The sequence below is a fragment of the Bacillus sp. FSL W7-1085 genome, from assembly GCF_038595035.1.
GTDB lineage: Bacteria > Bacillota > Bacilli > Bacillales > Bacillaceae > Bacillus > Bacillus altitudinis.
This window is the reverse complement of sequence record NZ_CP152000.1, coordinates 202484-227693: the sequence shown is the minus strand read 5'-3', so window position 1 is coordinate 227693 and position 25210 is coordinate 202484. Positions and strand designations below refer to the sequence as shown.

Sequence of the window (25210 nt, the reverse complement as noted above, 5' to 3'; positions counted from 1 at the left end):
TCATTCAGCTCCTATTTTTCAATCTCTCCTGTCCAGCTGTTCATGCCTGGCACTACATTGATCAATTGATGAAATCCTTTTTCTTTTAACTTTTGTGCGGCTAATTCACTTCTTCTGCCTGAATGACAGATGAGGTAAATGAGCGTCTCTCGGTTCAATTCTTCAGCACGTTGTTCCACCTCACCGAGAGGGATGTGAACAGCTCCTGGAATATGACCCGCTTCGTATTCATCTGGCTCTCGTACATCTAAAATAAACAATGACTGATCTTCTTTTACCTTCTGTTGAAACATGTTCAACGACATTTCCGAAATCGTTGACTGCTCCTCCTCCTGTTTCGCTCCGCCTTTACGAATCAAATGATGAAGCACCTGTCCTTCTACTTTTGTTCCTAAAAATTCATGACCGGCGCTTTTTGACCAAGCTGCTAAATCCGCTGTAGACCCTTTATCGGTTGCTTGCACTTCAAGCACATCTCCTGGCAAGAGCTCATTCATTTGTTTTTTCGTTTTGACAATGGGCATTGGGCATGCCAATCCTTTTGCATCTAGAATTGCTGTTGGTTGCTGCATTGTTTTTCCTCCTTTTATAGGGGTGGGGGTATATTTTAAAGCCTATTTATACCTATAATCGCCAAGCATTCATGCCACCCTTGATATTCGTAATGTGGGTAAATCCCTGTTTTTTTAACAATTTAGCCGCCTGCATACTTCTCATCCCGCTCTGGCAGATCACATACACTTCTTTGTCTTTCTCAAGCTCATGCGCTCGATTCCTTAACTGTGGTAAGGGGATATTTTGAAAGCCTTTTATATGATTTGTTTGAAATTCTAAAGGTGATCGCACGTCTATCAGCTGTTGGTGCCGACTATGCAATTTAGGTTTCAGATGAGCTGCGTCCATTTGTTTCACACCCCGTACGGGAAGAAAACGGCTCACAAGCAAAGCGATCACAATAATGAGCAAAAGCGTTTGAATCATGTATGGACACCCCCCTAGATAAATAAGTTCACATTCCCGATTTCTGCCTCTGCTAAATACGCTGCCACACCGGCATATTGAATGTCTGCTAATAATTCATTCTCCTGCATCCCTAAGAGATCCATCGTCATCGTACATGCCACGAGGTTGATCTCTTGTTCCTTCGCCATATCAATGAGCTGCGGCAGGGTCATGGCATTGTGTTTGTTGATCACATGCTTGATCATCTTCGGTCCCATTCCTGCAAAATTCATCTTTGACAGCCCCATTCGATCAGCGCCGCGCGGCATCATTTTGCCAAACATTTTTTCTAAAAATCCCTTCTTCAGTGGCACCATCTCTTCCTTACGCAACGCATTCAGCCCCCAAAAAGTATGAAAAATAGTCACCTCGTGATCATAAGCTGCTGCGCCATTTGCAATAATATAAGCGGCCATCGCTTTATCATAATCTCCACTAAATAAAACAATTGTCGTTCGTTTCTTTTGTTCTTCCATCATGCTCCTCCTTATATCAATTACCCATAGGGGTATACTAAAAACAAAAAATATATACACATACCGGTAAGGGTATGTTATAACAAGTAAAAAAATTCGTCAACCTCCAAAGGCTGAGGAATTTCTTACCGGCTTTTCACCAAGAGCTCAACCGCTTCTTTGACAAGCCCCTCTGTATCCTTACCCTGCTCAAGACTTTCACGGACACATTGTTCAAGGTTTGTACTCACAATCACACCCATTGCACGATCAATGGCATTGCGTGATGCAGATAGCTGCGTCACCACCTCGCGGCAATCCTTTCCCTGCTCCATCATCGCAAGAACTCCTTTAATCTGCCCTTCAATCCGGCGAAGACGATTCTTCATCTGCTGATTATACTCCACGTTTAACACTCCTTTCTCTTTTCCCTATGATCAGATAGTATACCCTGATAGGTATTTAGTCAAACATGATGAATCAGTATAAAAGAGCTGCTGAGAGCAAATGTCGCAGCAGCCCGTTCTCTTTAAGCACTCGCTTCTTCTCGAGAGCGCTTATTTCCTTTGTAAATAAAATAAAGAGCGATCAGCATAAAGAACAATGCCAATATGCGTTTGAGATCAAGTGAAATCACCAAGCTATGGAACCAGCCAAAATGATCAATGACCATTCCAATGACAAGCTGCCCAGCAATCCCCGCAATATTCGCAGCAATGACACCGATTTTCGGAACAGCGATCACTGTCAGAATTAAATAAGCCGTTCCAAGAAAAGCCGCACTCAACTGCCACTTCGGCGCATGCAAGAGATTCAACAGATGGCCGCTCCCAAAGAATAAAATCAGAATGGTTAAAAACATCGTACCCGTTAAAAAGGTCAAAAAGGTCGTTTCAATCGTACCCGCTCTCCTGCTAAACGTACCGTTTATGGAAGATTGCGCACTTAACGTAATGCCTCCGATTAAAGTAAATAAAATTAACAATAATGCCATATCGACTTTCCTCCTAATGAATAAGAATAAGGGCAATGATCATCGAAATGACCGCAAATACCTTCTCTTTGTTTACTCTCGTTCTCTGACTCCCAAGCCAGCCAAAATGCTCAATCACCATACTCATCAACAGCTGACCAATAATGACAGCGACCATCGTTACCCCCACACCAACGAATGGAACACTCACCACAATAGACGTTAAATACACAACCCCCATCGCTCCGCCAAGTAGCGACCATTTTGGTGCCTTCAACGTATAGGAAAGGTCACCTTTGCCAAAAAAGAGCCACAATAGCCCCATAATAATTGAACCGACAAAAAAGTTATAAAAACTCGTTTCTAACTGTCCGATCGACTTCCCAAGCTCCGCATAGATGGCTCCTTCAAAACTAAGTGCCGCACCCGCTAATAGTGCAAGCACATAAAAAATTAAACGCATCATTAAATCTCCTTTTATTCATATATTTATATATCTAGATAAACAGATATATAGAATAGAAAAAAACAGAAATCACACATCCTTTAGATCTCTGTTTTCATATATTGTCCGATCTGTTGGATAAATTCTTCATTTCGTCTATAGTATGTCCATTGTCCATGCCGTACCGATTCAAGCAGACCAGCCTTTTGCATCAAATGTAAGTAGCTAGAGACCGTTGATTGAGAAATTTGCGCCTTTTCTTGAATATCCCCAACACAAACGCCCCCCTTATAACTAACCTCCTTCGGTAAATGAGCGCCTTGCTTAGGAAAATGCTTCTCAGGTTCCTTAAGCCACTTTAAAATATTCAACCTTGTTTCATTCGATAATGCCTTAAACACATCAATAGGTTCCATGGCAGACATTGTATATCCAGAAATACCGATATGTCAAGTAATGCTGTTTTGGAAGAAATTAAACCAGAAAATTATTCATAAGAGCTTTATATGAAATTTTTGGGAATAAGTGAAATGCTTCTGTTACAATAATAATAAAAATGGCTCCAAAGAAGAGGAGAGTTATCGATGATTGAAAGCTTTCAAGATTTATACGAAACTAAAAGAATAAAAACTGATCACTTACTTATTGGGAATGGTTTTTCAATTGGCATTTGGCAGGACTTTAATTATAAATCACTATATGATAACCAAAAGGAGTCACTCAAAAAACAAGATAGATTATTATTTAGTGAATTAGAAACAACAAACTTTGAGTATGTCTTAGAGAACTTAAAGCGAGCTATAAGTATAAATGAAATATTCAATCATAATAATGAAGAACTTTCGTACAGTTATGAAAATGTTAAACAGGCATTAATAAATGGAGTTGCAAATGTTCACCCCAATAATTTTGATAGACAGTTATATAGTAAAATCGGAGCTAATCATACGTTTAATATATTTAAAAAGAGTATCTTCACAACTAATTATGATCTTATACCTTATTGGTTACATATTAAATTGTCTAAAAAAGAAAGGGCAATCAATGATTTTTTCAGATTGAATGGATTAGATTTCTTAAATTTTGCACCTTCAAAAAATACCAATTCCTTAAACTTATATTATTTACATGGCGGACTACACATTTTTGTTAATAAGGTAGACTTAATTGAAAAAGTTAAAAAAAATAATCAGAAATACCTAATTGATGCAGTCATTGATTCTATGGAAAATAATAATATACCGCTCTATGTTTCAGAGGGCAATTGGGAAGATAAGTTAGAGCAAATTCAGTCAAATAAATATTTAAGGTTTTGTCACGAAGCACTATCAGAAATAGACGGACATCTAACTATTTATGGACATGATTTAAGTGATTCTGCGGACAAACATATAGTAGATGCAATTAACAAATCTAAAGTTGAAGTTATCGCGTATGGTATTTATGAATTAGATAAAAAAGAGTCAATTTCTGAAAGAATTAGAGCGTACTTCCCTAAAAAGAAAATACATTTTTTTAACTCAAACAGTTTTGATAAATCAGTTGAATTTTTAGCCAACCTTTAGTTCGGGTAGATAGTTTTCAAGTGTAACACAATTGAAAAAAGACATAGATGATGCAAATCTTTTGTGATGAATATAAACATACCTTTATAAAGAAATAGAAAGTAGGTGATCTCCCATGCCAAACAACCAAACACCCAACCCACTCATCACGGAAAAATCACCTTATCTCCTTCAGCACGCTCACAACCCAGTTCACTGGTATCCGTGGGGGCAAGAAGCCTTCGACAAAGCGAAACGTGAAAATAAACCGTTGCTTGTCAGCATTGGCTATGCCACTTGCCACTGGTGCCACGTCATGGCACACGAAAGCTTTGAAGATCAACAAGTCGCCGACATCCTAAACGAGCATTTCATTTCAATCAAAGTCGATCGTGAGGAGCGTCCAGACATTGACTCGATGTATATGTCCGTTTGTCAGATGATGACTGGGCAAGGCGGCTGGCCGCTCAACGTGTTTGTCACGCCTGATCAAAAGCCTTTTTATGCGGGGACATACTTTCCAAAAAGAAGTGCTTACGGCCGTCCTGGCTTCATTGAAGCACTGACGCAATTACTGGATGCGTATCACAACGACCGAGATCATATTGAATCATTGGCAGAAAAGGCAACAAATAATTTGCGGATCAAGGCAGCAGGGCAGACAGAAAATACGCTCACTCAGGAGTCGATTCACAAAGCCTATTATCAGCTCATGAGCAGCTTTGATACGCTGTATGGCGGCTTCGGTTCTGCGCCTAAATTTCCTGCGCCTCATATGCTCTCTTTTCTCATGCGTTATTTTGAATGGACAGGGCAAGAAAATGCGCTATATGCTGTCACAAAAACGTTAAACGGTATGGCAAACGGCGGTATTTATGATCATATTGGTTCTGGATTTACTCGATATTCAACAGATGAAAAATGGCTTGTGCCGCATTTTGAAAAGATGCTGTATGATAACGCCTTGCTAATAAATGCCTACACTGAAGCCTATCAAATCACTCAACACCCTGAGTACGAAAAGCTTGTCCAAGACCTCATTCATTTTATCAAACGAGACATGATGAATCGTGACGGCTCTTTTTATTCGGCAATCGATGCCGATTCAGAAGGAAAGGAAGGGCAATATTACGTTTGGACAAAAGAGGAGATCATGACCCATTTAGGCGATGACCTCGGCACTTTATTTTGTGCGGTCTACCACATCACAGAGGAAGGGAACTTTGAAGGACAGAACATCCCTCATACCATTTCCACCTCATTTGATGACATCAAAGCAGCTTTTTCAATCGACGACAAAACCCTTCATTCCAAACTGCAATCCGCTCGACACATCTTACTCACTGTAAGACAGCAGCGGCCTGCACCGCTAATCGATGACAAAGTACTCACCTCGTGGAATGCGCTGATGATTTCCGCACTTGCCAAAGCAGGGAGTGTCTTTCATGAAGAAGAAGCCATCTGCATGGCAAAACAGGCAATGTCTTTTCTCGAAACACAGCTCGTTCAACAGGGACGCCTCATGGTCCGCTATAGGGAAGGGGACGTAAAGCATCTAGGCTTTATCGAAGATTATGCTCACATGCTCACAGCGTATATGTCTTTATACGAAGCGACCTTTGACCTAGATTGGCTGACAAAAGCCAGAGCCGCTGCTGAAAATATGTTTGAACTGTTTTGGGATGAACAAATCGGGGGCTTTTTCTTCTCAGGCTCAGATGCAGAAGCGCTTATTGTTCGTGAAAAAGAAGTATACGACGGGGCCATGCCGTCTGGTAACAGTACTGCACTCCAACAGCTTCTGAAACTAAGCAGAATGATCGGACGTCAAGACTGGATCGAAACACTAGAGAAGATGTTCAGCGCCTTTTACGTCGATGTCTCTTCCTATCCAAGCGGACATACCGCCTTTTTACAAGGACTATTAAGCCAATATGCCGTAAAACGAGAAATCATTATTCTCGGGAAAAAGGGCGATCCGCAAAAAGAACAGCTTCTACAAGCATTGCAAAAACGATTCATGCCATTTGATCTCATTTTAACTGCCGAAACAGGGCAAGAATTAGCAAGGCTCGCACCTTTTGCAAAAGATTACAAAACGATCAACGACAGCACGACGGTCTATATTTGTGAAAACTACAGCTGCCGCCAGCCGATCACCAATCTCGACGAAGCGATGGAACAATTATTCCAAACTTGAGCTGTCATATGATGACTATGAGAAGACAAAATGAGGACAAACAGATAAAAAAAATGTCAATCCGCTAACAATTCGTCTATACGGTTTTATTTTTCCTCTAAAACGGATAGAATGCGCACTAGATGTTCTCATACCGAAGGGAGAGAAAATAATTGAAAAAAGTATCATATACACTCATTGCTTGTCTGTTATCAGTGGGGCTTGCAGCCTGCTCATCAAACGATGCGAAACAGGATAAGCAAAACGATTCAGCCAAAAGCAAGGAAACAACACAGGCTGACCAAAAAGAGCAGCAAAAGCAAATGGAAGAGATGCAAAAGAAATTAGACGCACAAAAAATTGATGATCAAAAGGTCGTTGCGACCGTCAACAAAGATAAAATCACAGGAAGTGAATACAATAGCGCTCTATCGACCATTCAAGGTCAACTTCAGCAGTCAGGACAAGACCCAACATCTAAAGAAGGCGCTAAAGCTGTCAAGAAGCAAACCATTGATGCGCTCGTAGGTCAAGAGCTCATCCTGCAAGATGCTGAGAAGAAGGGCTATAAAGCCTCTGACAAGCAAGTCGATAAGCAGCTAAAAGAAGAAAAGAAACAATTTAAAGACAATGCTCAATTTGAAGAAGCACTCAAAAAGAGCGGACTGACAATGGATCAGCTGAAAAGTGATATTGCCGACAGCATCAAATACAGCCAATATGTCGACAAAGAAATCAAATCAGCCTCTGTGTCTGAAAAAGACGTCAAAGCGTACTATGACCAATACGCCGAACAAATGAAAAAGCAAAAACAAAAAGCACCTGATTTCAAAGACGTCAAATCACAAATCAAGAAGCAGTTAGAATCTCAAGAAAAGCAAAAAGAAGTACAAAAAGAAATTGATCAACTAAAGAAATCTGCAAAAATTGATGTATCAATTTAACCACTATTAAAAATCCGCCATTGTGCGGATTTTTTTCATCACTTCATGAACTGTTTTTCCAAAATAATGACAAAAGCCTCATCATAAACATCTTCTCCATCCGATATGATGGGAGTACAAAAGAAAGCGTTATCAATTCTTTTGTCTCTGAAAAAGTACAAGATCAAAGACAGACCTCGTACTTTTGTTTCAGTCATATCTACAAGAGGAGGATGTTTATGTTCAAATGGTTTAAACCAGCTCCGCATATCGACAGGCTCGATGATGCCAAAACAGACGAAACCTATAAACGGTTGCGGCTGCAAGTCTTTTTGGGAATCTTTATCGGATATGCGGGCTACTATTTGCTGCGCAAAAATTTCGCATTTGCCATCCCTTATTTACAGGAAGAGGGGTTCACAAAAAGTGAATTAGGCTTTGTACTGGCGGCTGTTTCAATCGCTTATGGCTTTAGTAAATTCATTATGGGGATGATCTCAGACCGGTGTAACCCAAGATACTTTTTAGCCGCTGGACTCTTTCTATCAGCTCTTATCAATATTCTATTTGTCTCATTTCCATGGGTGACATCCAGTGTATGGATCATGTTTTTATTCATGTTCTTAAACGGCTGGTTTCAAGGAATGGGGTGGCCGCCATGCGGACGAACGATGGCGCATTGGTTTTCGGTGAGTGAACGTGGTACGAAAATGTCCATTTGGAACGTCGCTCACAATATCGGTGGGGGAATTCTTGCACCGCTTATCACATTAGGAATTGTTTTGTTTGCGACGTGGAAAAGTATCTTTTTCTTCCCTGCCATCATCGCCATTATCGTCTCCTTCGTCATCATTCTTCTCGTACGGGACACCCCGCAATCCGCTGGTCTTCCGCCAATCGAAGAATACCGAAATGACTATCCGGCACAACAATATGAAGATCAAGAAAAAGAATTAACCGTAAAAGAGATTTTGTTTAAATATGTACTCAACAATAAATTCCTTTGGTATATCGCCATTGCCAACGTCTTTGTGTACTTTGTCCGTTACGGGGTCGTAGACTGGGCACCTACCTATTTAACAGAAGCAAAAGGATTCTCACCAGAGCATTCACGCTGGTCTTATTTCCTTTATGAATATGCAGGCATCCCTGGTACATTATTGTGCGGGTGGATTAGTGACCGCTTCTTTAGAAGCCGCCGCGCACCTGCTGGCGTACTCTTTATGATTGGCGTATTAATTGCGGTTCTTGTGTACTGGTTAAACCCTGCTGGCAATCCAATGGTTGATAACATTGCCCTCATCAGCATCGGGTTTTTAATTTACGGACCCGTCATGCTCATTGGACTGCAAGCCATTGATCTCGCTCCGAAAAAAGCCGCTGGCACTGCTGCCGGGTTGACAGGATTCTTTGGATATATTGGTGGCTCTGCTTTTGCTAATGCCATGATGGGCGTCGTCGTCGATCACTATGACTGGACAGGAGGTTTCATTTTACTAGTTGGTTCTTGTATCCTTGCGATTGTGTTCCTCGCCATGACATGGAATACAGGAAAGCGCGTAGAGCAAGCTTAATGAAAATCACATAAAAGATTCATCTCCGCCCAACATGCCCTTTACATCTATTTCTTATGATGGAGGCAGTTACCGTAAAAGGAGGATAAAATATGAAGAAAAGTAGATTACTTGCTTTCGTGTTACTCTCTTTTGCTTTACTGTCTTTTGGTTGGGTGCCGACCACCATATCGGCACATGAACATCTTTTATCTCCAGATCGCATTTTAACCGTTGCACACCGCGGAGCATCAGGGTATGCCCCAGAGCATACCCTAGCTTCCTACAAGCTCGCCACAAAGATGAATGCAGATTACCTCGAACTCGACCTTCAAATGACAAAGGAGGGACACCTCATCGTCATGCACGATGAAACGGTTGACCGGACGACAAACGGAACCGGCTGGGTCAAAGACCTCACACTCGCCGAAATCAAACAGCTTGATGCCGGTACATGGTTTAACGAAACCAACCCCGACAAACAAAATGCCCACTTTATTGGACAGCAAGTCCTCACATTAGATGAGGTATTACGCTACTTCGGTAAACGAGAAAATTATTATATTGAAACCAAAAAACCAGACATCTATCCGCAAATGGAAGAAAAACTATTGGCCGTCTTAAAGAAACATCATCTTCTTGGAAAACATACGAGAAAAGGGCAGGTCATTATCCAATCTTTCAGCCAAGAAAGTCTATTAAAATTGCAGAAACTCGCCCCTCGGCTTCCAAAAGTACAGCTATTAGATAGAGCACAAATGACGTCTATTACAGATGATCAGCTCGACTTCATCAAATCGTATGCAGTGGGGGTCGGACCGAATTTTAGAGCTTTGACACTTGAAAATGTACAGCAGGTCAGAAGCCATGGACTCCTCCTTCATCCATATACGGTAAACAGCGAAGCAGACATGACACGTCTTCTGCAATACGGCGTCACCGGTCTTTTCACAAACTTTCCAGATGTCTTTCAGCGTGTCAAAGCTTCTCTGTAAACGACAAAAGCCTTACGGGTCCACTCCGCAAGGCTTTTGATTATTTCACCGTTTGATCAGAAGAAGCTGTTTCAATCGGTTTTCGTTTACCAATTCCAAATACAAAAAAGCTAAGCGCCACTAAAATCAAGAACCCAATTGCCACAATGAGAGAAATTCGTGTATCCTGATTAATCAGCATAAACACAAGCACCATCAGCAAGAATCCGATTGTCAAATAGTTAGAAAATGGCGCAAGCGGTAGCTTAAATGGATGCTGATCAAGCGCTGCCCCCTTCGCCTTTCTGAAGCCAATGTGACTAATTAAAATCACAAACCAAGGCACCATACCAGGAAGGACACTCGCACTATACACATAAACGAAAATGTTTGGCGGAGAAACGTAATTTAAGACCACCCCAACCGCTAAACCAATCAGCACAGCAAATGTCCCAAAATACGGTACACCATTCTTCGAAATTTTTGTAAAGAAAGCAGGTGCCTGTCCATTCACACCTAATGTATAAAGCATACGTCCCGCACTGAAGATTCCACTATTACAGCCGGACATCGCTGCTGTAATGACAACAAAGTTAATAATACCTGCTGCTGCCGTAATTCCAATTTTCGCAAACGTCGCCACAAATGGACTGCCGAGCGTATTCAGCTGATCCCACGGATACACCGTCACGATGACAAATATCGCACCGATATAGAAAATCAAAATACGCCAGATGATGCTTTTGATGGCATTTGTCAGCGTCTTTTGCGGATTTTGCGCCTCACCTGCAGTAATCCCAATGAGCTCTACCCCTTGATAGGCAGCAATCACTAGGGACAATGCAAACAAGAAACCGCTAAATCCACCTGTAAAGAATCCGCCGTGCGCCCAAAGGTTAGACAAACCAATCGCTGTTCCACCATTGCCAAACCCAAAGAAAATAATGCCTAAACCTGCAATGATCATTAAAATAATCGTCACAATCTTGATCATCGCAAACCAGAATTCAAACTCACCGAATGACTTAACCGAAATCAAGTTGGCCGCACCTAAAATGATCATGGCGATTAATCCGGGAATCCACGCCGGTAACTCCGGGAACCAATATTTCATATAAGCACCTACGGCGATAATCTCAGACATTCCAACAATGACCCACTGGAACCAGTTACTCCAAGCTGTCATATACCCCGCAAGCGGATGAATATATTGATGCCCAAATGTAGCAAACGATCCCGTACTCGGTTCAAGATACAACATTTCTCCCATCGCACGCATAATAAAAAAGATAAAAACACCACACACTGCGTACGCTAGAAGAACCGATGGACCTGTCCACTGAATGGCTTTAGCTGACCCCATAAATAAGCCAACACCAATTGTGCCGCCAAGCGCAATCATTTGAATATGACGAGCACTTAATCCTCTCTTTAATTCCTTTTGAGCCACTTCTATTCCCCCTCATCAACAAACAACATAAAAAATAAAAAATCAGAATTTTCATTCTGATTCAAAATCTTCAATCTTTCGATGTATATTATCATAATAAATCTACCCTTAAAAAACAATTGTTTTTTCGAGGAAAACACCGTTATTATAATATTCAGATATTTAAATTCCTTAAATTTTGTTATTTGCATATAAAAAGTTAGAAACCTTTTATAACTAAATATATTTTTAAAACACGACATTCTTCTACTAAATAAAGACCAAACAACGATAATCAAAAAGACATAATCAAATGACTATGCCCTTCAATCATATTCTCATAATATTTCTAAAACACCGTACGCTTAATAAAGACTCTACTGCTTTCTATCTTTTTTTTCTCTAGTAAGAATCTTTATTGTAAATAAGGAGACTAAGCCGATTAATATCAACACGACCTCCATCGTACCGGAAATATGACTAAACTTCAAAAAGGCAATAAGTAGAATAACAATTCCAACACCTATATAAAAGATTAAATCATTATTTTTTTTTGATTTCGACATATACTAAATCTCCTTTTTTGTATATTTAAATAAATACAGTTAAAGATTTATATATACAAATAACAGTCGCAATCACAATTATTTGTACATTTGGTTTCTTCTCAACATATCTTAACCACAGACTAACAACAACTAAACCTAGATAAAAGAACGGATTGAAGAAGATATTCGTTGAGAAATTTTCTGCTGTCAAATTATTTGCGTTTGATAACACAATAGTGTCTAACACTTGGTTTACATTTAAAATGAGATTAAATAAACTAGCAATGAAAAAGCTTTTCATCATATTTACTCTAATGTTCATCATGACAGAGCTAATATGAATGAGTAAAGAAACAATCACAACATCTATTAATGACGCTAAAATTAAAAGTATAATTGTCATTAAAATCACCGTATTGTCCCCTACATTGATAGATGATTTTTTTAATAAGGGGGCAGAAATAGCATCTGTAATGTAAAGCGATACAATGAAATGAATGAATATAATGACGCTCCAAATGAATAGTAAATTAAGCTTTTCTTTTTTTAACATGTCCATCTCCCTATATACAAAAGAAGTTCACTATAATAAGAATTCAACCACTGCAGCTAATAACAATAAAGCTGTCCCATAAGTAAAGTATCGGATGACTGTATAAATATCTCTCCAAAAATCAAATCTGTGATCAAAAACGAAATATTTCAAAAACAAACTGACTGGATAAATACCGATTTTAAAGAAAAAATAAATTGCAGGAAGTTCAATCACTCCATGCAAAATATGATAAAGAACGTATCCTATATCATGCCCTAACAATAGAGCTCCCTTCATTGTCACTCCAAGCAGATATGCATTTGAAGCGATGAGAAAAGTGGTGAGCAGGCCTGCTGTAACGACACCAACGACAAGAACCATACAGTATAAAAAATTGTTAGTAAAATAAAGGAACACACTATCCTCTACATACATGACATCCGAGGGTGCTTTTTTAGTTATTATAAAACCAATAACACCGAATACTACATGAAGGAGTATAAATGATAGAGTAGAGACTGCTGAAAGTCTAACTTTAATTTTATTTATGAACAATTTCTTCATACTGCTCCTCTAAATAAAAAACCTTATCACATATCCCTCTTAATGTTTCAATTTGATGTGTTGAGAATATAATCGAACACTGTTTGCTCGCAAGTTCTTTAAATTTTTCAATGATCACTTTTTGACTTTTCTCATCAATACCTGTAAGTGGCTCATCTAATAATAAATAATGAATATTTTCATTGATGAGTGCGGCACAAAGCGCCAATTTTTGTTTCATTCCGTGAGAATAATGTTTGATCAATTTATCCTTATTCGGATATAGAGTATAGTCCTTTAAAATACTATGAATCTTTGCAACATCTTTTTTCTTAGAAACAGACTGTATAAATACAAGGTATTCATATCCTGTTAAATATTCATATGATCTAGGTACGTCAGGCACAAACACTACATTTTCCTCGGCCTCTTTCACGATATCACCACTATGTAACTCATAAATACCAGCTAAACATTTTAATAATGTCGATTTACCCGAGCCATTAGAACCAACTACAGCAACAATTTCGCCTGGTATTAACTCTAAATTGATCTTTTCAAAGATCAAACTGTTTCCATAACTAAAAGATGCTTTCTTAATTTGCATTTTTCATTACATCCTTCACCTTGGTATTTCTCAAATACAAGATCGCGACGACGAGAATTGAAATTTGGATCACGATTAACGTCACTATGTACTTTCCTAATTGAAATGGCATCTCCAGACTAAAAATTTCCATGATGAATATAAAGGAAAGCAAAATAGAGATTATGTACAAATAAACATTTTCAAATACGACTGCCTTACTTGAGTTTCCTATTTCATAATCACTCTCTGGATTTATTTTCGGAAAGAGTATGGCACCAATCGTAGCAGCTAGCCCCATGTTGATAAATACAAAAACAATTAAAAGAGCAACGCCAGTAATGAATGAATAAGGAATATGTAAGATGACCATAGTTATGGCACTAAAGATTACTGGAATCCCAGATAAAATCAAATAGATATATACTTTCTGAACCAAGATTTCATTTAAAGAAATATTCCATGCAGTATTTGGTGGCAATGCAAAAAATTCAATATCAGGGCTAATCACCTTTTTTAGATAATCTGTTATAAAATTTGAGAAAGCCACAGCGATAAATATGATGGATAACATAATATAGGAATCATTCCCTTTTAATAATAAACTAACCAATACCGGAACTATCGCTAAGGCACATACATGTAGGACATATAAATATTTCAAAAACCTGAGTTTATTGTAGTAAGTTCTTTTTATAAGTAAGATATCTTTGTTAAAGAATACCCTCTTTTTAAACCCCACCTTATGCTGAACAACAGTTTCCTTTGCATTTAACTCTTCTTTACCAATTTTTCGAAACACCTTATGATGGTGAAACACCATAGACAAAATAAATAGAACTAAACAGGTAATTAATAGTTCAGTCAAGATGTTGAATAGATCAAATTGAAAATGATTATAGACTTGTATAATCTCCGATTTAAAATAATGGAAAATGGCTAACAGTACGATATACGCAGTAAAACATACTAAAATGAGCTTGACTAACCGTATATTTTGGCCAATACCTTTTTGAAAGTAGCTTCTATAAAAATGATAAGAAGAAAAGTTCATCACTGTTATAATGATGATTATCACTAATAACACAAAATAAATAATGTTTAATTGATTCTCAACCATAAACATAGGCACAAAAAAAATCAAGGAGAATTTAAAGACAGTTTTACCGAAAAAATAAAAATAAATATGCCGATAAATTTTTCTAAATGATTCTGTTCTATCCACAATTACATTTTGATGTAACGTGTAAATCAAATAATTCTTTATAGGGAAATCTCTCGCATCTATAATTGCTAAGATGCAACATAACGTACTTATAAGGGTCATGTCTAATATACGAGCTTTTAAAACAAAAAATAAACCTATGCCTATTGCAGGGTAAATGATGAAAAATCTTAAAGATAGAAATAAATATGTAGCATGACCTAACCATTGTGGTAATGATGCTTCATCTATTTTCTTCCTAAGATACATTTTTTCAAATAGTAAAGCTAATCTCATATATATCACCTAATATAGTGTATTGGGGGAGAAGACAAAGCTTAGTAGTTAATAACTGCTTTTCTTCCCTGTGCCTTTGCTATTGCTTTTAAAGCACCGATTGCTCCAGCTAGAGCAAGTCCTACACCTGTGGCTGCGCCAACAATACCAATAATAGATGCAATTGTTCCGCCTGCCATAATAAGGTCTGCAATTTTTTCAGCTGTACTTAGTTCAATGCCAAGCTTCGCTACTAAAAAGTTCTGATTAATACTCATAAAAGCAACAGAAGTTGCAGCGACCGTTGCGATTAATGACATAAAACCTAATCCAAATAATTTTTTACGTGTTGATAAGCTCATAAGTATTCCCCTTTTCTTTGATTATTTTCTCCCCCTTATTTATATCTTGTCATTTAAATTGTATAATTTCAACATTAAATACAAATTATATTATAATTAGTAAATTAATACTATTACACTAGGTCTATCAATTAAAATGAAAATGAGAATTAAGACTGTTCTTGAAATAGGAGACATTGTAAAAAATAAACCTAAAGACCCCGAAATCATTTCGTCAAAAAGATTGTCTACACACTATAATTCTAGTATTTACTACTAGGTCCAGCTCACAGTAGCCTTTTATAATACCTAAAAAAGTTGTAACACGGATTAGTTAATTTCAATCAGTTCCATAAGGTAGATCATATCAAAAAAACTCGTAGAGAAACTTTGTTTCTCTACGAGCTGAGACCGCTCACACGGTCTTCTCAAGCTCAAAATGCAAATTCATCGGCACATCTGGCAGAGCCGAAGCCTCCACCATATTCGTTGTAGGTGTTTTCTCATCCACTTCCTCAAATCGAAAACCGTCAGCCCAGACTGTTCCATGACCGCTGAGTAGCACTCCAAAATGAATGGATTCACTACGCGTAGGAACATCTAATATGATCGCATATTGATTCCATTCCGTAGAATCTGTCACAGGTCGATTCTGCATATTATCAAACTGCACCGTATCACCCTTTCCGTCATCTACCCGCATCCAAATTCCTGCTGAAGATACATTCTCTGTTTTCAAGAAAGCAGAGAGCTTCAATCGCTTGCCTACATACTCTTTTGCTTGAAACCCCTGCATCATCGTCGCAAACTGTCCTTCTTGTACGCCTTCTTTAGATGATAAAACACCTGATTGCTTTCCCGTATGAAACTCTGCTGTATCAACACCCATCTCATACATATGCGGATGTGAACCACTCAAACCCCAGCCAGGTACTGCTTCATGTAATGTCATCGAATCTTCCTCCTTTTTCATTTGCATGTCTCTCATCATGGACCTGTACATTCCGGGAGGTAAAGAATAAAGATGCTTAAAAGCACGCGTAAAGGCTTCCTGCGATTGGAATTGTAACGAAAAAGCGATGTCTAAAATCCCCTGATCCGTATACAAAAGAAGCTGTGCAGCCGTAGCTAATCTTCGTTTCCGCACATATTCCCCCATCGACAGCCCGGTTTCTCGTTTAAATACACGCAGCAAATGAAAATGTGAATATCCTACTTTCTCATGCACCTGTTTCAGCGACAGCTCATCCATCAAATGCGACTCCAAATAAGAAATCACCTCTTGCGTCACCCGACTATACATCATCTCCCTCACCTCTTCTTGATCATAAAACAAATCAGTTCATTCGTTTTGATCAAAATTGCGATGTTTCATCTGTCCAGCTGAGGAGGAAAAACGCTAACGTGAGCGCTCGTTGTTCGATAGAAACTCCCTCACATCATCTGCGATTTCTTTTGATTTCGTATGATGCAAATAATGGCCGCCTTTGAAAGTAACGACTTTTCCGTGGTCTACATTTTTCAGCAGCTCTTCATGCATTGGTTTCCAGTTTGGTGTTTCTTTCTCCGTTTGATCCGCTAGATAGAAAGCAACAGGGAGCTTCTTAGGGAAATGTAGGCGCTGAGCGTTTTTAAAATTGTTTCTAAAGTTTTCTGCCTCACTAGCTTGGCTTTCATCCAAGAAATTTCGGAAAGTCAGCATTTTAATCTGAGCTTTCGTTTGATCATCTACTTTAGGCATCACCAGTTGATCTGGATTCATTTTCACTATCAATCTGTAAAAGCCGGATTGATGAAGCAGCTGTAAGCTGGAGACTGGCAATTCATCTGCATCCTCCTGCTTAGGAAAACTACTATCAATTCCAACAAAGGCTTGGACTTCTTTTTCGTATTGATTCACATATTCTAATCCATAAATGCCAGAAATCGAATGACCCATCAGCGTATATTTTTTAATGTTGAGTTTCTGCAAACATTCATGAATCTCATCCACAATGTTTTGACTTGTCCTTACTTTATCTGTGTCGTCACTTAAACCATAACCAAACGGTTCAATCACTACGACTCTATAATATGGCGATAACTCCTTGACTAACGGTTCAAAATCCAGCACGGGTGAAGCAGTTCCATAGCCTGGTAGAAGGACAATCGTTTCTTTCCCATCGCCTTGAATGAGCACATTCATCTGCTTCCCATCCACCAAGACCTTTTGCCCATAAGCTTCTATTTTCCCTTTCTCCCGTTCATTACTAATGAGGTTTACAAAATAAACACTAGCTAGAAAAACAACCATGACCGTGATAATGGTGCCTATGGAGATCAACATGATTCTCAATATTTTTTTCATTGGTTTTCTCTTCCCTTCATGATGAAGAACTCTAGCTTACATCCATCGATGAAAATTAATATTTTCTTTCACAATAGATGATGCCGATTGTATTTGCGCAAACACTTGATACATACATAAACGTAATTGCTATATAAAACCACTCTGTTGGAGATGAGAATTGATGGACCAAAGATTGAACGACAGCAACCAATATATAGGCTAAAGCCACACCTATAATGGAAAAACTTCCGGCTTTCGCTAAAATAAATTGACCTCGTTCATCATGTTTATATTCACGGTTTTTCTTAAATTGAAAGGCCGTGCTTAAAATAGAAAGGGTAATGAGAGAATAAAGTATGATCGTCGTTATCATTGTTGTTCCTCCTTGTCGACCTCTTGAAATACGTCATACAAATCAACTTCAAATGTCCTAGCAATTTGAAATGCTAATTTTAAAGACAAAGAATATTTACCATTTTCAATCGCTGCCACAGTTTGACGAGTCACACCTAACTTCTCTGCCAAATCCTTTTGTGTCCAGTCTCTTTCTGCCCGTAATACTTTCATTCTATTTTTAATTTCCATTTCAGATTCCTTTCTTAAAGGATGTTTTATTTAACATAATGTTAAAAATAATTAACATTATGTTAAATAACAATAACCTCTTTTCTTCTGTATGTCAATTTCACCGGATGCAAAAAAGAATCATCCATTTTGAAAGGTCTACCTCAAAATGAATGATTCTCTATAAATGATGTGATCATCTGATTTAAAACACTTTCCTCTGGTAAATCGCAGTAGAAAGTCCCCAAGACAGCAAGTAGATGAGCATAATCAGTACAGTTGACCCCGTATATACAATAGGGATCGATAAATTCATGATAAAATCAGTGATCCCACTGAATTGCTCTGCTAAATAGAAAACAACAGGCGGTCCCATAGCAGATAATACGATAAAGCCAATGATCACTGCCGTTGTGATATAACCAGGCTTTAAGATATAAAACAATGGAAACGTACATGCTGCGAACAATAAAAACAACCCGCTGCCAATCGCAATATCTGACAGCGAAAACAGCTTCCCAAACACAAATAATGCAGCACTTGTCAGCACGATCGCAATACTCATATAGAAAATGGCGCCAAGATAACGTGATGCGATAATTTCTTTACGTGTATAGGGCAAGGAATTTAATAGAATATTCGTTTCTGCCTTCTCATCATAAGCATATGTGTTAAATGGAATAAAGACACTAGCGACTAGAAACGTTAAAACTGGGTGGACATCCATGAAAATGAAAAATAAGATAAACGGAATAAAAATAAGTAACTGCTTCTTTTGCAAAATCACATCACGCTTAATTAAATGAAACATGCGCAACCCCGCCTTTCAAATAAAACATGATATCCTCAAGCGACGCCGGTTCAATCACAACAGCATCCCCAAAAATAAGTTTCACCTCATCAATCCGATCTGTTAATGCTTCAAATCCGGCTGCCGTACGCTGAATATGGATAAACGCCTTTTCTGTGTCTCGATCCAGCAAATCCAGGCTCCCCTTCACCAGCGCATAATTCTCCGTCACCTCATGAATCGACTGTTGAAAGACCAATCTTCCATTTTGTATAAACGCAATATAATCCGCGATGCGATCTAAATCAGTCGTCATATGCGTTGAGAAAAAAATCGTTCGATTTCCATCAATCATCAATTCTTGTAACGTGCCGAGCAGCTCTCTTCTAAAGACCGGATCTAGCCCAGCAGTTGGTTCATCCATAATAATCAGCTCTGCATGGTGCGACAGCGCAATCGCAAGCGATGCCTTCATCTGCATCCCTTTTGAAAATGTTTTAATCGCTTTATTCAGCGGCAGGCCAAACTGTTCAATATATTGATAAAATAGTCTATCATCCCAGCGTTTATAGGCAGGTGCCACAATCCGTTTGATGTCTTTTAAATTCAATCCTGGGAAAAAAACGTTAGCATCGTAAACAAAGCCAATTCGTTCCTTAATCTCTTTTTCATGGGTGCGATAATCTAATCCAAAAATTTTAACCTCACCAGAATCTGGTTTTAACAAATTCATGATCATTTTAATCGTGGTCGACTTACCGGCTCCATTTTCTCCAATAAACCCTGTAACAAAGCCCTTTTTGACCTGTAAATCAAGATTCTGCACAGAAAAGTCTTTGAACCGTTTTGATACTCCTTTGAATTCAATCACGTGCTCCACTCATCTCACTCCTCATACAAGAACTTTAATAACTGCTGCAATTCATCAAAAGATAAGCCTAATTCCTTGCCGTTTGTAACAACCGCTCCAAGCTGTTCCTCAATCACCTTCAATTTTTTCTCTCTCATGACCTCTAGGTTTTGCTCGGCAACAAATGATCCCTTACCGACAATCGAATAAATAAATCCTGCCTTCTCTAACTCTTCATATGCACGTTTTGTTGTGATGACGCTGATTTGTAAATCCTTCGCCAGCTTTCGGATAGACGGCAGTCCCGCACCTTCTGCAAGCTCACCCGTTAAGATCAACGATTTGATTTGCGTCGTAATTTGCTCATAGATAGGCTCCTTAGAATGGTTAGAAATCGTAATTTGCATATAAAAAACCTCTTTTTTCTGTACTGGTATTCGCAATGAAATATTGTATATACACTATATATACATTATATACACACTGAAAAAATATTCAACTCCTTTTATTAACTTTTTTGAATGCGATCCAACTAAAAAACCGCACAGCTCTTCAGCCATGCGGTTCCTCAACAAATCAATTTATCTCCAATATACCCATTTTCCCATAAGCCATTCCACAGGCCCTCTTCTCCACTTTTTCAAATATAGATAGCTGATGAACAGCTGAGCTGTGTAAAGTCCAACAGCAAGTAGCAGTCCAAACATTGAGCCCATTTGTCCGAATAACCCAAGTCCGTAAGAATAGAAAATCGTTGTACAAATAATAGATTGAGCCAAATAGTTTGATAAAGACAATCGGCCCAGTCCTGCAAGCAGACGTTTCAACCCTTGTGCAGCCTTTGAATAGTAAAAGACAATGAAAGCTTGAATATAACCGATCGTCAGGACATAGGCTCCTAACGTCAACACCATTTCACTCCAAGGAGCATCACTGAACGTTGCACATTTTAAAGCGAGCCCGATGATAATCATCCAAACCCAGCCTTTACGATAAGCCATGCCTCGATCTTCTTCTGTCAAATGACCTTTTTTCCCGATCGCCATGCCAAGCAGTGCAAATGGACCGATCATGATAGGAGCATAGAGAAGACTTAAAATTGGTGTCAGAGTAAGTGTTACAATTGCCATCATGATGGAGACGATTACCATATCATCTTCGATTGTAATCCGGCTCAACACAATATCGCCATATGTACCAGTTCCATATACATTTGTTAATAATTCAGAATTTCCGTAAATAAAATTCATTAGAGATGGATAAATCACTAAAGATACGGCACCTAAAATACCCGACCATATAAACACTGTTTTGATTCGGCTGTGTATAAACATCATTAGGAAAAACGTACAAGCTCCATAATAGAGAAGAATGTCACCATTCCAAATAAAGATTAAATGCAGCATCCCAAGCACAATAAGACCAAAGCCGCGGCGAACGACGATGGCATTCGTATTCAGCCCCTTTGCCTTTGTGGATTCAATCAACTTGATAAAAGAATACCCAAACAAAAAGGAGAAAATCGGATAAAATGACCCCTGGAACAAGATCTCCGTCACATATACCCCAAACTCCTGTCCCCATATGCTCGGATCAAACATCTTCTCAAAATCATAATCATATTGAAAATTAAGCATATTCACAATCAAAATACCTAATAAACTAAAACCTCGTAAACTATCAATAAACTCAACCCTAGATCCCTTCAACACGACAGCTCCTTAAACAATATATAACAAATTTAAGATATACCTGTATATTTTACCAAATATTTTTCGAAATAGTATATATATTTCTAATAAAAAAGTGATCTTTCATCCTATCAGTGAATCCAGCCTATCTTATGATTCAATTTCCCCCTATTTTCATCTCCTCTTGATCATCAAAACGCTCATTCAAGGAAAAAGCCGAGGGTCCCATACATTTTATCTCTAAATAGGACAATATATCTGCATATTATTTCAATTATTATATAAATTTTACATTTTATTGTTGATATGACCTTCATTGACAATGAATATTTCTTCATATACACTTTGGGTGGATTTAGGAATAACATTCCTAATCTATCAAATTCTAGAGGGGGAATATCATCATGAATGATCAAAATTTATGTGATATCATGAGACACCACGCCACTCACACGCCGCATCATCCAGCTTTAGCGTGCAACCATCAGAACATCACATATGCTGAACTTGAGAAACAAAGTAACCAGTTCGCCAATTACCTTATCAAAATGGGCGTAACGAAAGCTTCTCATATTGGCCTAGCCTTAGAAAGATCACCACAATTGATTGTCTCTATTCTCGCTATCACCAAAATAGGAGCCGTTTATGTGCCTATAGATATAAATTACCCTAGTGAACGTATTCAATTTATGATTGAAGATGCCGAACTATCGTTTTTACTCACAACATCCCATGTCACTCAAAGCCTAACCTCCTTGCCTATTCCTACTATCTACTTAGATAAAGAAAAACATCTCATCCTTACACAATCAACGTCAAACCCGTCTTTTGATGTCAAACCTTCTGATGCCGCTTATATCATGTATACCTCTGGCACAACAGGAAAACCAAAAGGTGTTGTCATTACACATAGATGTATCATGCACCTAACGCATAACCCTTCCTTTCTGCCCGTTAATTCTTCTGATACCTTAGCATTATTATCTACCATCTCTTTTGATTCCTCTACATTTGAAATATGGTCCGCTTTATTAAATGGAGCGACACTCGCTATTCCTCCTTCTGGAAAACTGACTCCTGAACTCGTCAGTCAAACCATTAAAGACTATGATGTATCGATTCTTTTTTTAACTACTGGATTGTTCAACTTGATGATGGAGTCACACCTGAACGATATCAAATCAGTTAAATACATCGTCTCTGGCGGAGATGTCATGTCTCCTCAAGTCGTTCATCAAGCATTAAAGGAGCTCCCACATACGACCATCATTAATGGCTATGGCCCGACAGAAAATACAATCTTTACAACAACTTTTCAACTGCCAGACACCTGGGATGATCTCGTCAGTATACCAATTGGCAGACCTGTAGCAGGAACCATCATTGACATCACAAATGAACAAGGTGAATCTGTCTCTCAAGGACAAATAGGGGAACTCATCACTTCAGGAGATGGACTAGCATTAGGCTACTGGCGAAGAGAAAACCTAACAAAGGAACGTTTCATCGAACGGGATGGAAGAACCTATTACAAAACAGGGGATCTTGTTCGACAACAACCTGATGGGCTGATTGAATATATTGGTAGAAAGGATGACCAAGTCAAAATTAGAGGCTTTCGTATTGAGCTTAGCGAGATAGAGCATGTGTTGATCCAGCACCCAAGTGTTAAATCCTGTTTGGTGACAGCCACAGAAGTGATACCTGGGGATAAACGCATCATTGCATACATCATTCCGTCCAACAAAAAGACATGGGATCTATATACCATTCAAACTTATGCAAAGAAAACATTCCCTGATTTCATGCGCCCTGCACATTATGTTCTATTGACAAACTTCCCTACGACCACAAATGGAAAAGTCGATCGAAAAGCACTACCAAGACATCATTTCGACAGACCCAAACTGCAAACTGAATATGTCGCACCAACTAATCAAACCGAAGAAGCACTCTGTGAAATATGGACAGACCTATTAAAGGTAGAGCCCATTGGCACAAACGATCACTTCTTCGACTTAGGAGGAAACTCCATCCTTGCCGCCAAAACCTTAATGCGTATGCAGGAAACATTACACGTTGAACTACCTGCCAGCACCCTTTATGAACATCCTACGATTCAACAAGTTCATCTTATGCTACAAAATCAAACACCTGAGCCGAAACAACAGCTCACATCAGAGGGATTTTTAGATGAAAAGATTCAGCCAAAGCACCTATTCGATTCTAAATCCTTTAAGCAGAATGCCGTGTTATTAACAGGAGCAACCGGCTTTCTAGGCGCTTATCTCATTAAAGAGCTTGTTCGAATGAATCCCTCCATCCAAATCTATTGTGTCATCAGAGCAAGAGACAAACAGCACGCAAGACAGAGAATACAAGTAAATATGGAGAAATATCACCTATGGGACGAACATTATCTGAAACAACTAAAACCGATTGTAGGTTACTTGGACAAGCCTCAACTAGGACTCTCAACAGAGGAATTTCAACAACTCGCCCAAACCATTGATGCCATCTATCATAATGGAGCAAAAGTCAATTACGTTCAGCCCTATCACATGCACAAGGATACAAATGTCACCGGCACAGAAAATATCATCAAACTCGCCTGCACAGAACAGGTAAAGCCTGTTCATTTCTTATCGACCATTGCCATATTCGGACCTACCGGGTATCTAGATGGCACGACCGTTCTTTTTGAAGATACATCCATCGATGCTTATCTTCCTATTGTAGAAAAGGACATTGGGTACTCTCAAAGTAAATGGGTGGCAGAAAAAATCATGTGGGAAGCAAAAAAACGTGGCGTGCCGATCACAGTCCTTCGCCCCGGCTTCATCATGGGCGACAGTCAAACAGGCGTTCATAATACAGAGGATTACATGGCGAGACTAATCAAAGGATGCATCCAATTAAAGGCTTACGGTGAGCTACCGAATCAACGAAAAGAATTCGTACCCGTCGACTTTGTTTTAAAAGCAATTACAACCATATGCAAGGATCCAGCCAACTTCGGCAAAGCCTATCACCTCGTCCCACCTCAAGAAGAAAGCATGGAATTAGGTGAATTTTTTCAAAAAATCACAGAAGAAATAGGCTATCCATTAGAAAAGAAAGCATATAACGATTGGGTAGAAGCTCTCATTCAAGCAAGCGACCAACACGCAGACAACGCCCTTACGCCATTTCTTCCAATGCTCACTGAAAAGGTAGAACGAGACAAAACAGTCTGGGAACTATACGAAAACATGGCGCACTTTGACTCAACAAATACTCAAACAGTTCTCCAAGCACATGGAATGACCTATCCCCCTATGGATGCTCATTTAATCAAACGCTATTTCAAATACATGGAGGATATTGGATTTTTAAAATTTGATTCAAACACTGCCCTGAGAATATAAAAGCATTCCCTTGTTTTTAAACTCAATACAGGAAGTAATAAAAGGTTGGATTCAACATCCAACCTTTTA

General features: G+C 38.8%; 27 protein-coding genes. 6 read left to right on the top strand and 21 right to left on the bottom strand.

What is annotated here, in order from left to right:
• Nucleotides 1-11: 11 nt before the first annotated feature.
• The 7 genes from MKY11_RS01280 to MKY11_RS01250 all read right to left on the bottom strand — a co-directional run bounded on the left by MKY11_RS01280 (nucleotide 12) and on the right by MKY11_RS01250 (nucleotide 3291).
• A complete protein-coding gene (locus MKY11_RS01280; protein WP_342495165.1) occupies nucleotides 12-572 on the bottom strand; it encodes a sulfurtransferase TusA family protein in 561 nt (186 codons plus the stop codon).
• 52 nt (nucleotides 573-624) lie between these two features.
• On the bottom strand, nucleotides 625-981 hold the full coding sequence (locus MKY11_RS01275) for a rhodanese-like domain-containing protein (RefSeq protein ID WP_008343884.1): 357 nt from the start codon (nucleotides 979-981) through the stop codon (nucleotides 625-627).
• A gap of 14 nt (nucleotides 982-995) precedes the next feature.
• Entirely contained in the window at nucleotides 996-1478 is a 483-nt protein-coding gene (locus MKY11_RS01270) for a DsrE/DsrF/DrsH-like family protein (RefSeq protein WP_342501761.1), read from the bottom strand.
• A gap of 125 nt (nucleotides 1479-1603) precedes the next feature.
• Nucleotides 1604-1864, bottom strand: a complete 261-nt coding sequence (locus MKY11_RS01265) for a metal-sensitive transcriptional regulator (RefSeq protein ID WP_003217059.1) — start codon at nucleotides 1862-1864, stop codon at nucleotides 1604-1606.
• Nucleotides 1865-1986: 122 nt separating this feature from the next.
• The gene (locus MKY11_RS01260; protein ID WP_138278038.1) at nucleotides 1987-2451 is read right to left on the bottom strand and encodes a DMT family transporter; all 465 of its coding nucleotides are present in this window, start codon (nucleotides 2449-2451) and stop codon (nucleotides 1987-1989) included.
• Nucleotides 2452-2464: 13 nt separating this feature from the next.
• Nucleotides 2465-2893, bottom strand: a complete 429-nt coding sequence (locus tag MKY11_RS01255; protein WP_008343887.1) for a DMT family transporter — start codon at nucleotides 2891-2893, stop codon at nucleotides 2465-2467.
• Nucleotides 2894-2976: 83 nt separating this feature from the next.
• The gene (locus MKY11_RS01250; protein WP_008343888.1) at nucleotides 2977-3291 is read right to left on the bottom strand and encodes a metalloregulator ArsR/SmtB family transcription factor; all 315 of its coding nucleotides are present in this window, start codon (nucleotides 3289-3291) and stop codon (nucleotides 2977-2979) included.
• Between the two features lie 168 nt (nucleotides 3292-3459).
• Here MKY11_RS01250 and MKY11_RS01245 point away from each other — a divergent pair, with 168 nt between their 5' ends.
• From MKY11_RS01245 to MKY11_RS01225, 5 genes are all read left to right on the top strand, one after another.
• Nucleotides 3460-4440, top strand: coding sequence for a DUF4917 family protein (locus MKY11_RS01245; protein WP_041091708.1), 981 nt, complete (start codon nucleotides 3460-3462; stop codon nucleotides 4438-4440).
• A gap of 115 nt (nucleotides 4441-4555) precedes the next feature.
• Nucleotides 4556-6619 carry a thioredoxin domain-containing protein gene (locus MKY11_RS01240; RefSeq protein ID WP_342501760.1) on the top strand — a complete coding sequence of 688 codons (2064 nt, stop codon included), beginning with the start codon at nucleotides 4556-4558 and terminating at the stop codon, nucleotides 6617-6619.
• A gap of 152 nt (nucleotides 6620-6771) precedes the next feature.
• Nucleotides 6772-7542, top strand: coding sequence for a SurA N-terminal domain-containing protein (locus MKY11_RS01235; RefSeq protein WP_008359353.1), 771 nt, complete (start codon nucleotides 6772-6774; stop codon nucleotides 7540-7542).
• Nucleotides 7543-7760: 218 nt separating this feature from the next.
• Nucleotides 7761-9095, top strand: a complete 1335-nt coding sequence (glpT, locus tag MKY11_RS01230; protein WP_008343899.1) for a glycerol-3-phosphate transporter — start codon at nucleotides 7761-7763, stop codon at nucleotides 9093-9095.
• A gap of 92 nt (nucleotides 9096-9187) precedes the next feature.
• A complete protein-coding gene (locus MKY11_RS01225; RefSeq protein ID WP_342501759.1) occupies nucleotides 9188-10069 on the top strand; it encodes a glycerophosphodiester phosphodiesterase in 882 nt (293 codons plus the stop codon).
• Between the two features lie 40 nt (nucleotides 10070-10109).
• Here MKY11_RS01225 and MKY11_RS01220 read toward each other — a convergent pair whose 3' ends face one another.
• The 14 genes from MKY11_RS01220 to MKY11_RS01155 form a co-directional block, all read right to left on the bottom strand.
• Nucleotides 10110-11498 (bottom strand): amino acid permease, encoded by a 1389-nt coding sequence (locus MKY11_RS01220; protein ID WP_342501758.1) that lies wholly within the window; start codon nucleotides 11496-11498, stop codon nucleotides 10110-10112.
• A gap of 570 nt (nucleotides 11499-12068) precedes the next feature.
• The gene (locus MKY11_RS01215; protein ID WP_274660731.1) at nucleotides 12069-12578 is read right to left on the bottom strand and encodes a hypothetical protein; all 510 of its coding nucleotides are present in this window, start codon (nucleotides 12576-12578) and stop codon (nucleotides 12069-12071) included.
• 30 nt (nucleotides 12579-12608) lie between these two features.
• The gene (locus MKY11_RS01210) at nucleotides 12609-13124 is read right to left on the bottom strand and encodes a stage II sporulation protein M (RefSeq protein WP_274660730.1); all 516 of its coding nucleotides are present in this window, start codon (nucleotides 13122-13124) and stop codon (nucleotides 12609-12611) included.
• Nucleotides 13102-13710 (bottom strand): ATP-binding cassette domain-containing protein, encoded by a 609-nt coding sequence (locus MKY11_RS01205; protein ID WP_274660729.1) that lies wholly within the window; start codon nucleotides 13708-13710, stop codon nucleotides 13102-13104. The genes MKY11_RS01210 and MKY11_RS01205 overlap by 23 nt, the downstream gene beginning before the upstream one ends.
• Nucleotides 13700-15190 carry a hypothetical protein gene (locus MKY11_RS01200; RefSeq protein WP_274660728.1) on the bottom strand — a complete coding sequence of 497 codons (1491 nt, stop codon included), beginning with the start codon at nucleotides 15188-15190 and terminating at the stop codon, nucleotides 13700-13702. The genes MKY11_RS01205 and MKY11_RS01200 overlap by 11 nt, the downstream gene beginning before the upstream one ends.
• A gap of 41 nt (nucleotides 15191-15231) precedes the next feature.
• Nucleotides 15232-15531 (bottom strand): circular bacteriocin, circularin A/uberolysin family, encoded by a 300-nt coding sequence (locus MKY11_RS01195; RefSeq protein WP_274660727.1) that lies wholly within the window; start codon nucleotides 15529-15531, stop codon nucleotides 15232-15234.
• 394 nt (nucleotides 15532-15925) lie between these two features.
• Nucleotides 15926-16816 carry an AraC family transcriptional regulator gene (locus tag MKY11_RS01190; protein WP_342501757.1) on the bottom strand — a complete coding sequence of 297 codons (891 nt, stop codon included), beginning with the start codon at nucleotides 16814-16816 and terminating at the stop codon, nucleotides 15926-15928.
• Between the two features lie 93 nt (nucleotides 16817-16909).
• Complete coding sequence (locus tag MKY11_RS01185) at nucleotides 16910-17857, bottom strand: alpha/beta hydrolase (RefSeq protein ID WP_342501756.1); 948 nt, start codon at nucleotides 17855-17857, stop codon at nucleotides 16910-16912.
• A 55-nt stretch (nucleotides 17858-17912) separates the two neighbouring features.
• The gene (locus tag MKY11_RS01180) at nucleotides 17913-18212 is read right to left on the bottom strand and encodes a hypothetical protein (protein WP_008343907.1); all 300 of its coding nucleotides are present in this window, start codon (nucleotides 18210-18212) and stop codon (nucleotides 17913-17915) included.
• Nucleotides 18209-18424, bottom strand: a complete 216-nt coding sequence (locus MKY11_RS01175) for a helix-turn-helix transcriptional regulator (RefSeq protein ID WP_008343908.1) — start codon at nucleotides 18422-18424, stop codon at nucleotides 18209-18211. Before MKY11_RS01175 ends, MKY11_RS01180 begins: the two co-directional genes overlap by 4 nt.
• A 184-nt stretch (nucleotides 18425-18608) precedes the next feature.
• A complete protein-coding gene (locus tag MKY11_RS01170; RefSeq protein ID WP_035390634.1) occupies nucleotides 18609-19214 on the bottom strand; it encodes an ABC-2 transporter permease in 606 nt (201 codons plus the stop codon).
• Nucleotides 19198-20073, bottom strand: coding sequence for an ABC transporter ATP-binding protein (locus MKY11_RS01165; RefSeq protein ID WP_274660725.1), 876 nt, complete (start codon nucleotides 20071-20073; stop codon nucleotides 19198-19200). The genes MKY11_RS01170 and MKY11_RS01165 overlap by 17 nt, the downstream gene beginning before the upstream one ends.
• 5 nt (nucleotides 20074-20078) lie before the next feature.
• The gene (locus MKY11_RS01160; RefSeq protein ID WP_008343911.1) at nucleotides 20079-20450 is read right to left on the bottom strand and encodes a GntR family transcriptional regulator; all 372 of its coding nucleotides are present in this window, start codon (nucleotides 20448-20450) and stop codon (nucleotides 20079-20081) included.
• A gap of 174 nt (nucleotides 20451-20624) precedes the next feature.
• Entirely contained in the window at nucleotides 20625-21752 is a 1128-nt protein-coding gene (locus MKY11_RS01155; RefSeq protein ID WP_138278030.1) for a DUF418 domain-containing protein, read from the bottom strand.
• A 386-nt stretch (nucleotides 21753-22138) separates the two neighbouring features.
• On the opposite strand from MKY11_RS01155, the gene MKY11_RS01150 reads away from it, so the two are divergent.
• The gene (locus MKY11_RS01150; RefSeq protein ID WP_342501755.1) at nucleotides 22139-25141 is read left to right on the top strand and encodes an amino acid adenylation domain-containing protein; all 3003 of its coding nucleotides are present in this window, start codon (nucleotides 22139-22141) and stop codon (nucleotides 25139-25141) included.
• The last annotated feature ends 69 nt before the right edge of the window (nucleotides 25142-25210 follow it).

Coding starts and splice junctions, on each gene's coding strand:
- MKY11_RS01185 (WP_342501756.1), bottom strand. CDS start 17,857: ATGAAAAAAATATTGAGAATCATGTTGATCTCCATAGGCACCATTATC.
- MKY11_RS01195 (WP_274660727.1), bottom strand. CDS start 15,531: ATGAGCTTATCAACACGTAAAAAATTATTTGGATTAGGTTTTATGTCA.
- MKY11_RS01270 (WP_342501761.1), bottom strand. CDS start 1,478: ATGGAAGAACAAAAGAAACGAACGACAATTGTTTTATTTAGTGGAGAT.
- MKY11_RS01170 (WP_035390634.1), bottom strand. CDS start 19,214: ATGTTTCATTTAATTAAGCGTGATGTGATTTTGCAAAAGAAGCAGTTA.
- MKY11_RS01210 (WP_274660730.1), bottom strand. CDS start 13,124: ATGAAGAAATTGTTCATAAATAAAATTAAAGTTAGACTTTCAGCAGTC.
- MKY11_RS01245 (WP_041091708.1), top strand. CDS start 3,460: ATGATTGAAAGCTTTCAAGATTTATACGAAACTAAAAGAATAAAAACT.
- MKY11_RS01240 (WP_342501760.1), top strand. CDS start 4,556: ATGCCAAACAACCAAACACCCAACCCACTCATCACGGAAAAATCACCT.
- MKY11_RS01150 (WP_342501755.1), top strand. CDS start 22,139: ATGAATGATCAAAATTTATGTGATATCATGAGACACCACGCCACTCAC.
- MKY11_RS01160 (WP_008343911.1), bottom strand. CDS start 20,450: ATGCAAATTACGATTTCTAACCATTCTAAGGAGCCTATCTATGAGCAA.
- MKY11_RS01190 (WP_342501757.1), bottom strand. CDS start 16,816: ATGATGTATAGTCGGGTGACGCAAGAGGTGATTTCTTATTTGGAGTCG.
- MKY11_RS01275 (WP_008343884.1), bottom strand. CDS start 981: ATGATTCAAACGCTTTTGCTCATTATTGTGATCGCTTTGCTTGTGAGC.
- MKY11_RS01180 (WP_008343907.1), bottom strand. CDS start 18,212: ATGATAACGACGATCATACTTTATTCTCTCATTACCCTTTCTATTTTA.
- MKY11_RS01215 (WP_274660731.1), bottom strand. CDS start 12,578: ATGTTAAAAAAAGAAAAGCTTAATTTACTATTCATTTGGAGCGTCATT.
- MKY11_RS01280 (WP_342495165.1), bottom strand. CDS start 572: ATGCAGCAACCAACAGCAATTCTAGATGCAAAAGGATTGGCATGCCCA.
- MKY11_RS01260 (WP_138278038.1), bottom strand. CDS start 2,451: ATGGCATTATTGTTAATTTTATTTACTTTAATCGGAGGCATTACGTTA.
- MKY11_RS01175 (WP_008343908.1), bottom strand. CDS start 18,424: ATGGAAATTAAAAATAGAATGAAAGTATTACGGGCAGAAAGAGACTGG.
- MKY11_RS01205 (WP_274660729.1), bottom strand. CDS start 13,710: ATGCAAATTAAGAAAGCATCTTTTAGTTATGGAAACAGTTTGATCTTT.
- MKY11_RS01250 (WP_008343888.1), bottom strand. CDS start 3,291: ATGGAACCTATTGATGTGTTTAAGGCATTATCGAATGAAACAAGGTTG.
- MKY11_RS01255 (WP_008343887.1), bottom strand. CDS start 2,893: ATGCGTTTAATTTTTTATGTGCTTGCACTATTAGCGGGTGCGGCACTT.
- glpT (WP_008343899.1), top strand. CDS start 7,761: ATGTTCAAATGGTTTAAACCAGCTCCGCATATCGACAGGCTCGATGAT.
- MKY11_RS01200 (WP_274660728.1), bottom strand. CDS start 15,190: ATGAGATTAGCTTTACTATTTGAAAAAATGTATCTTAGGAAGAAAATA.
- MKY11_RS01225 (WP_342501759.1), top strand. CDS start 9,188: ATGAAGAAAAGTAGATTACTTGCTTTCGTGTTACTCTCTTTTGCTTTA.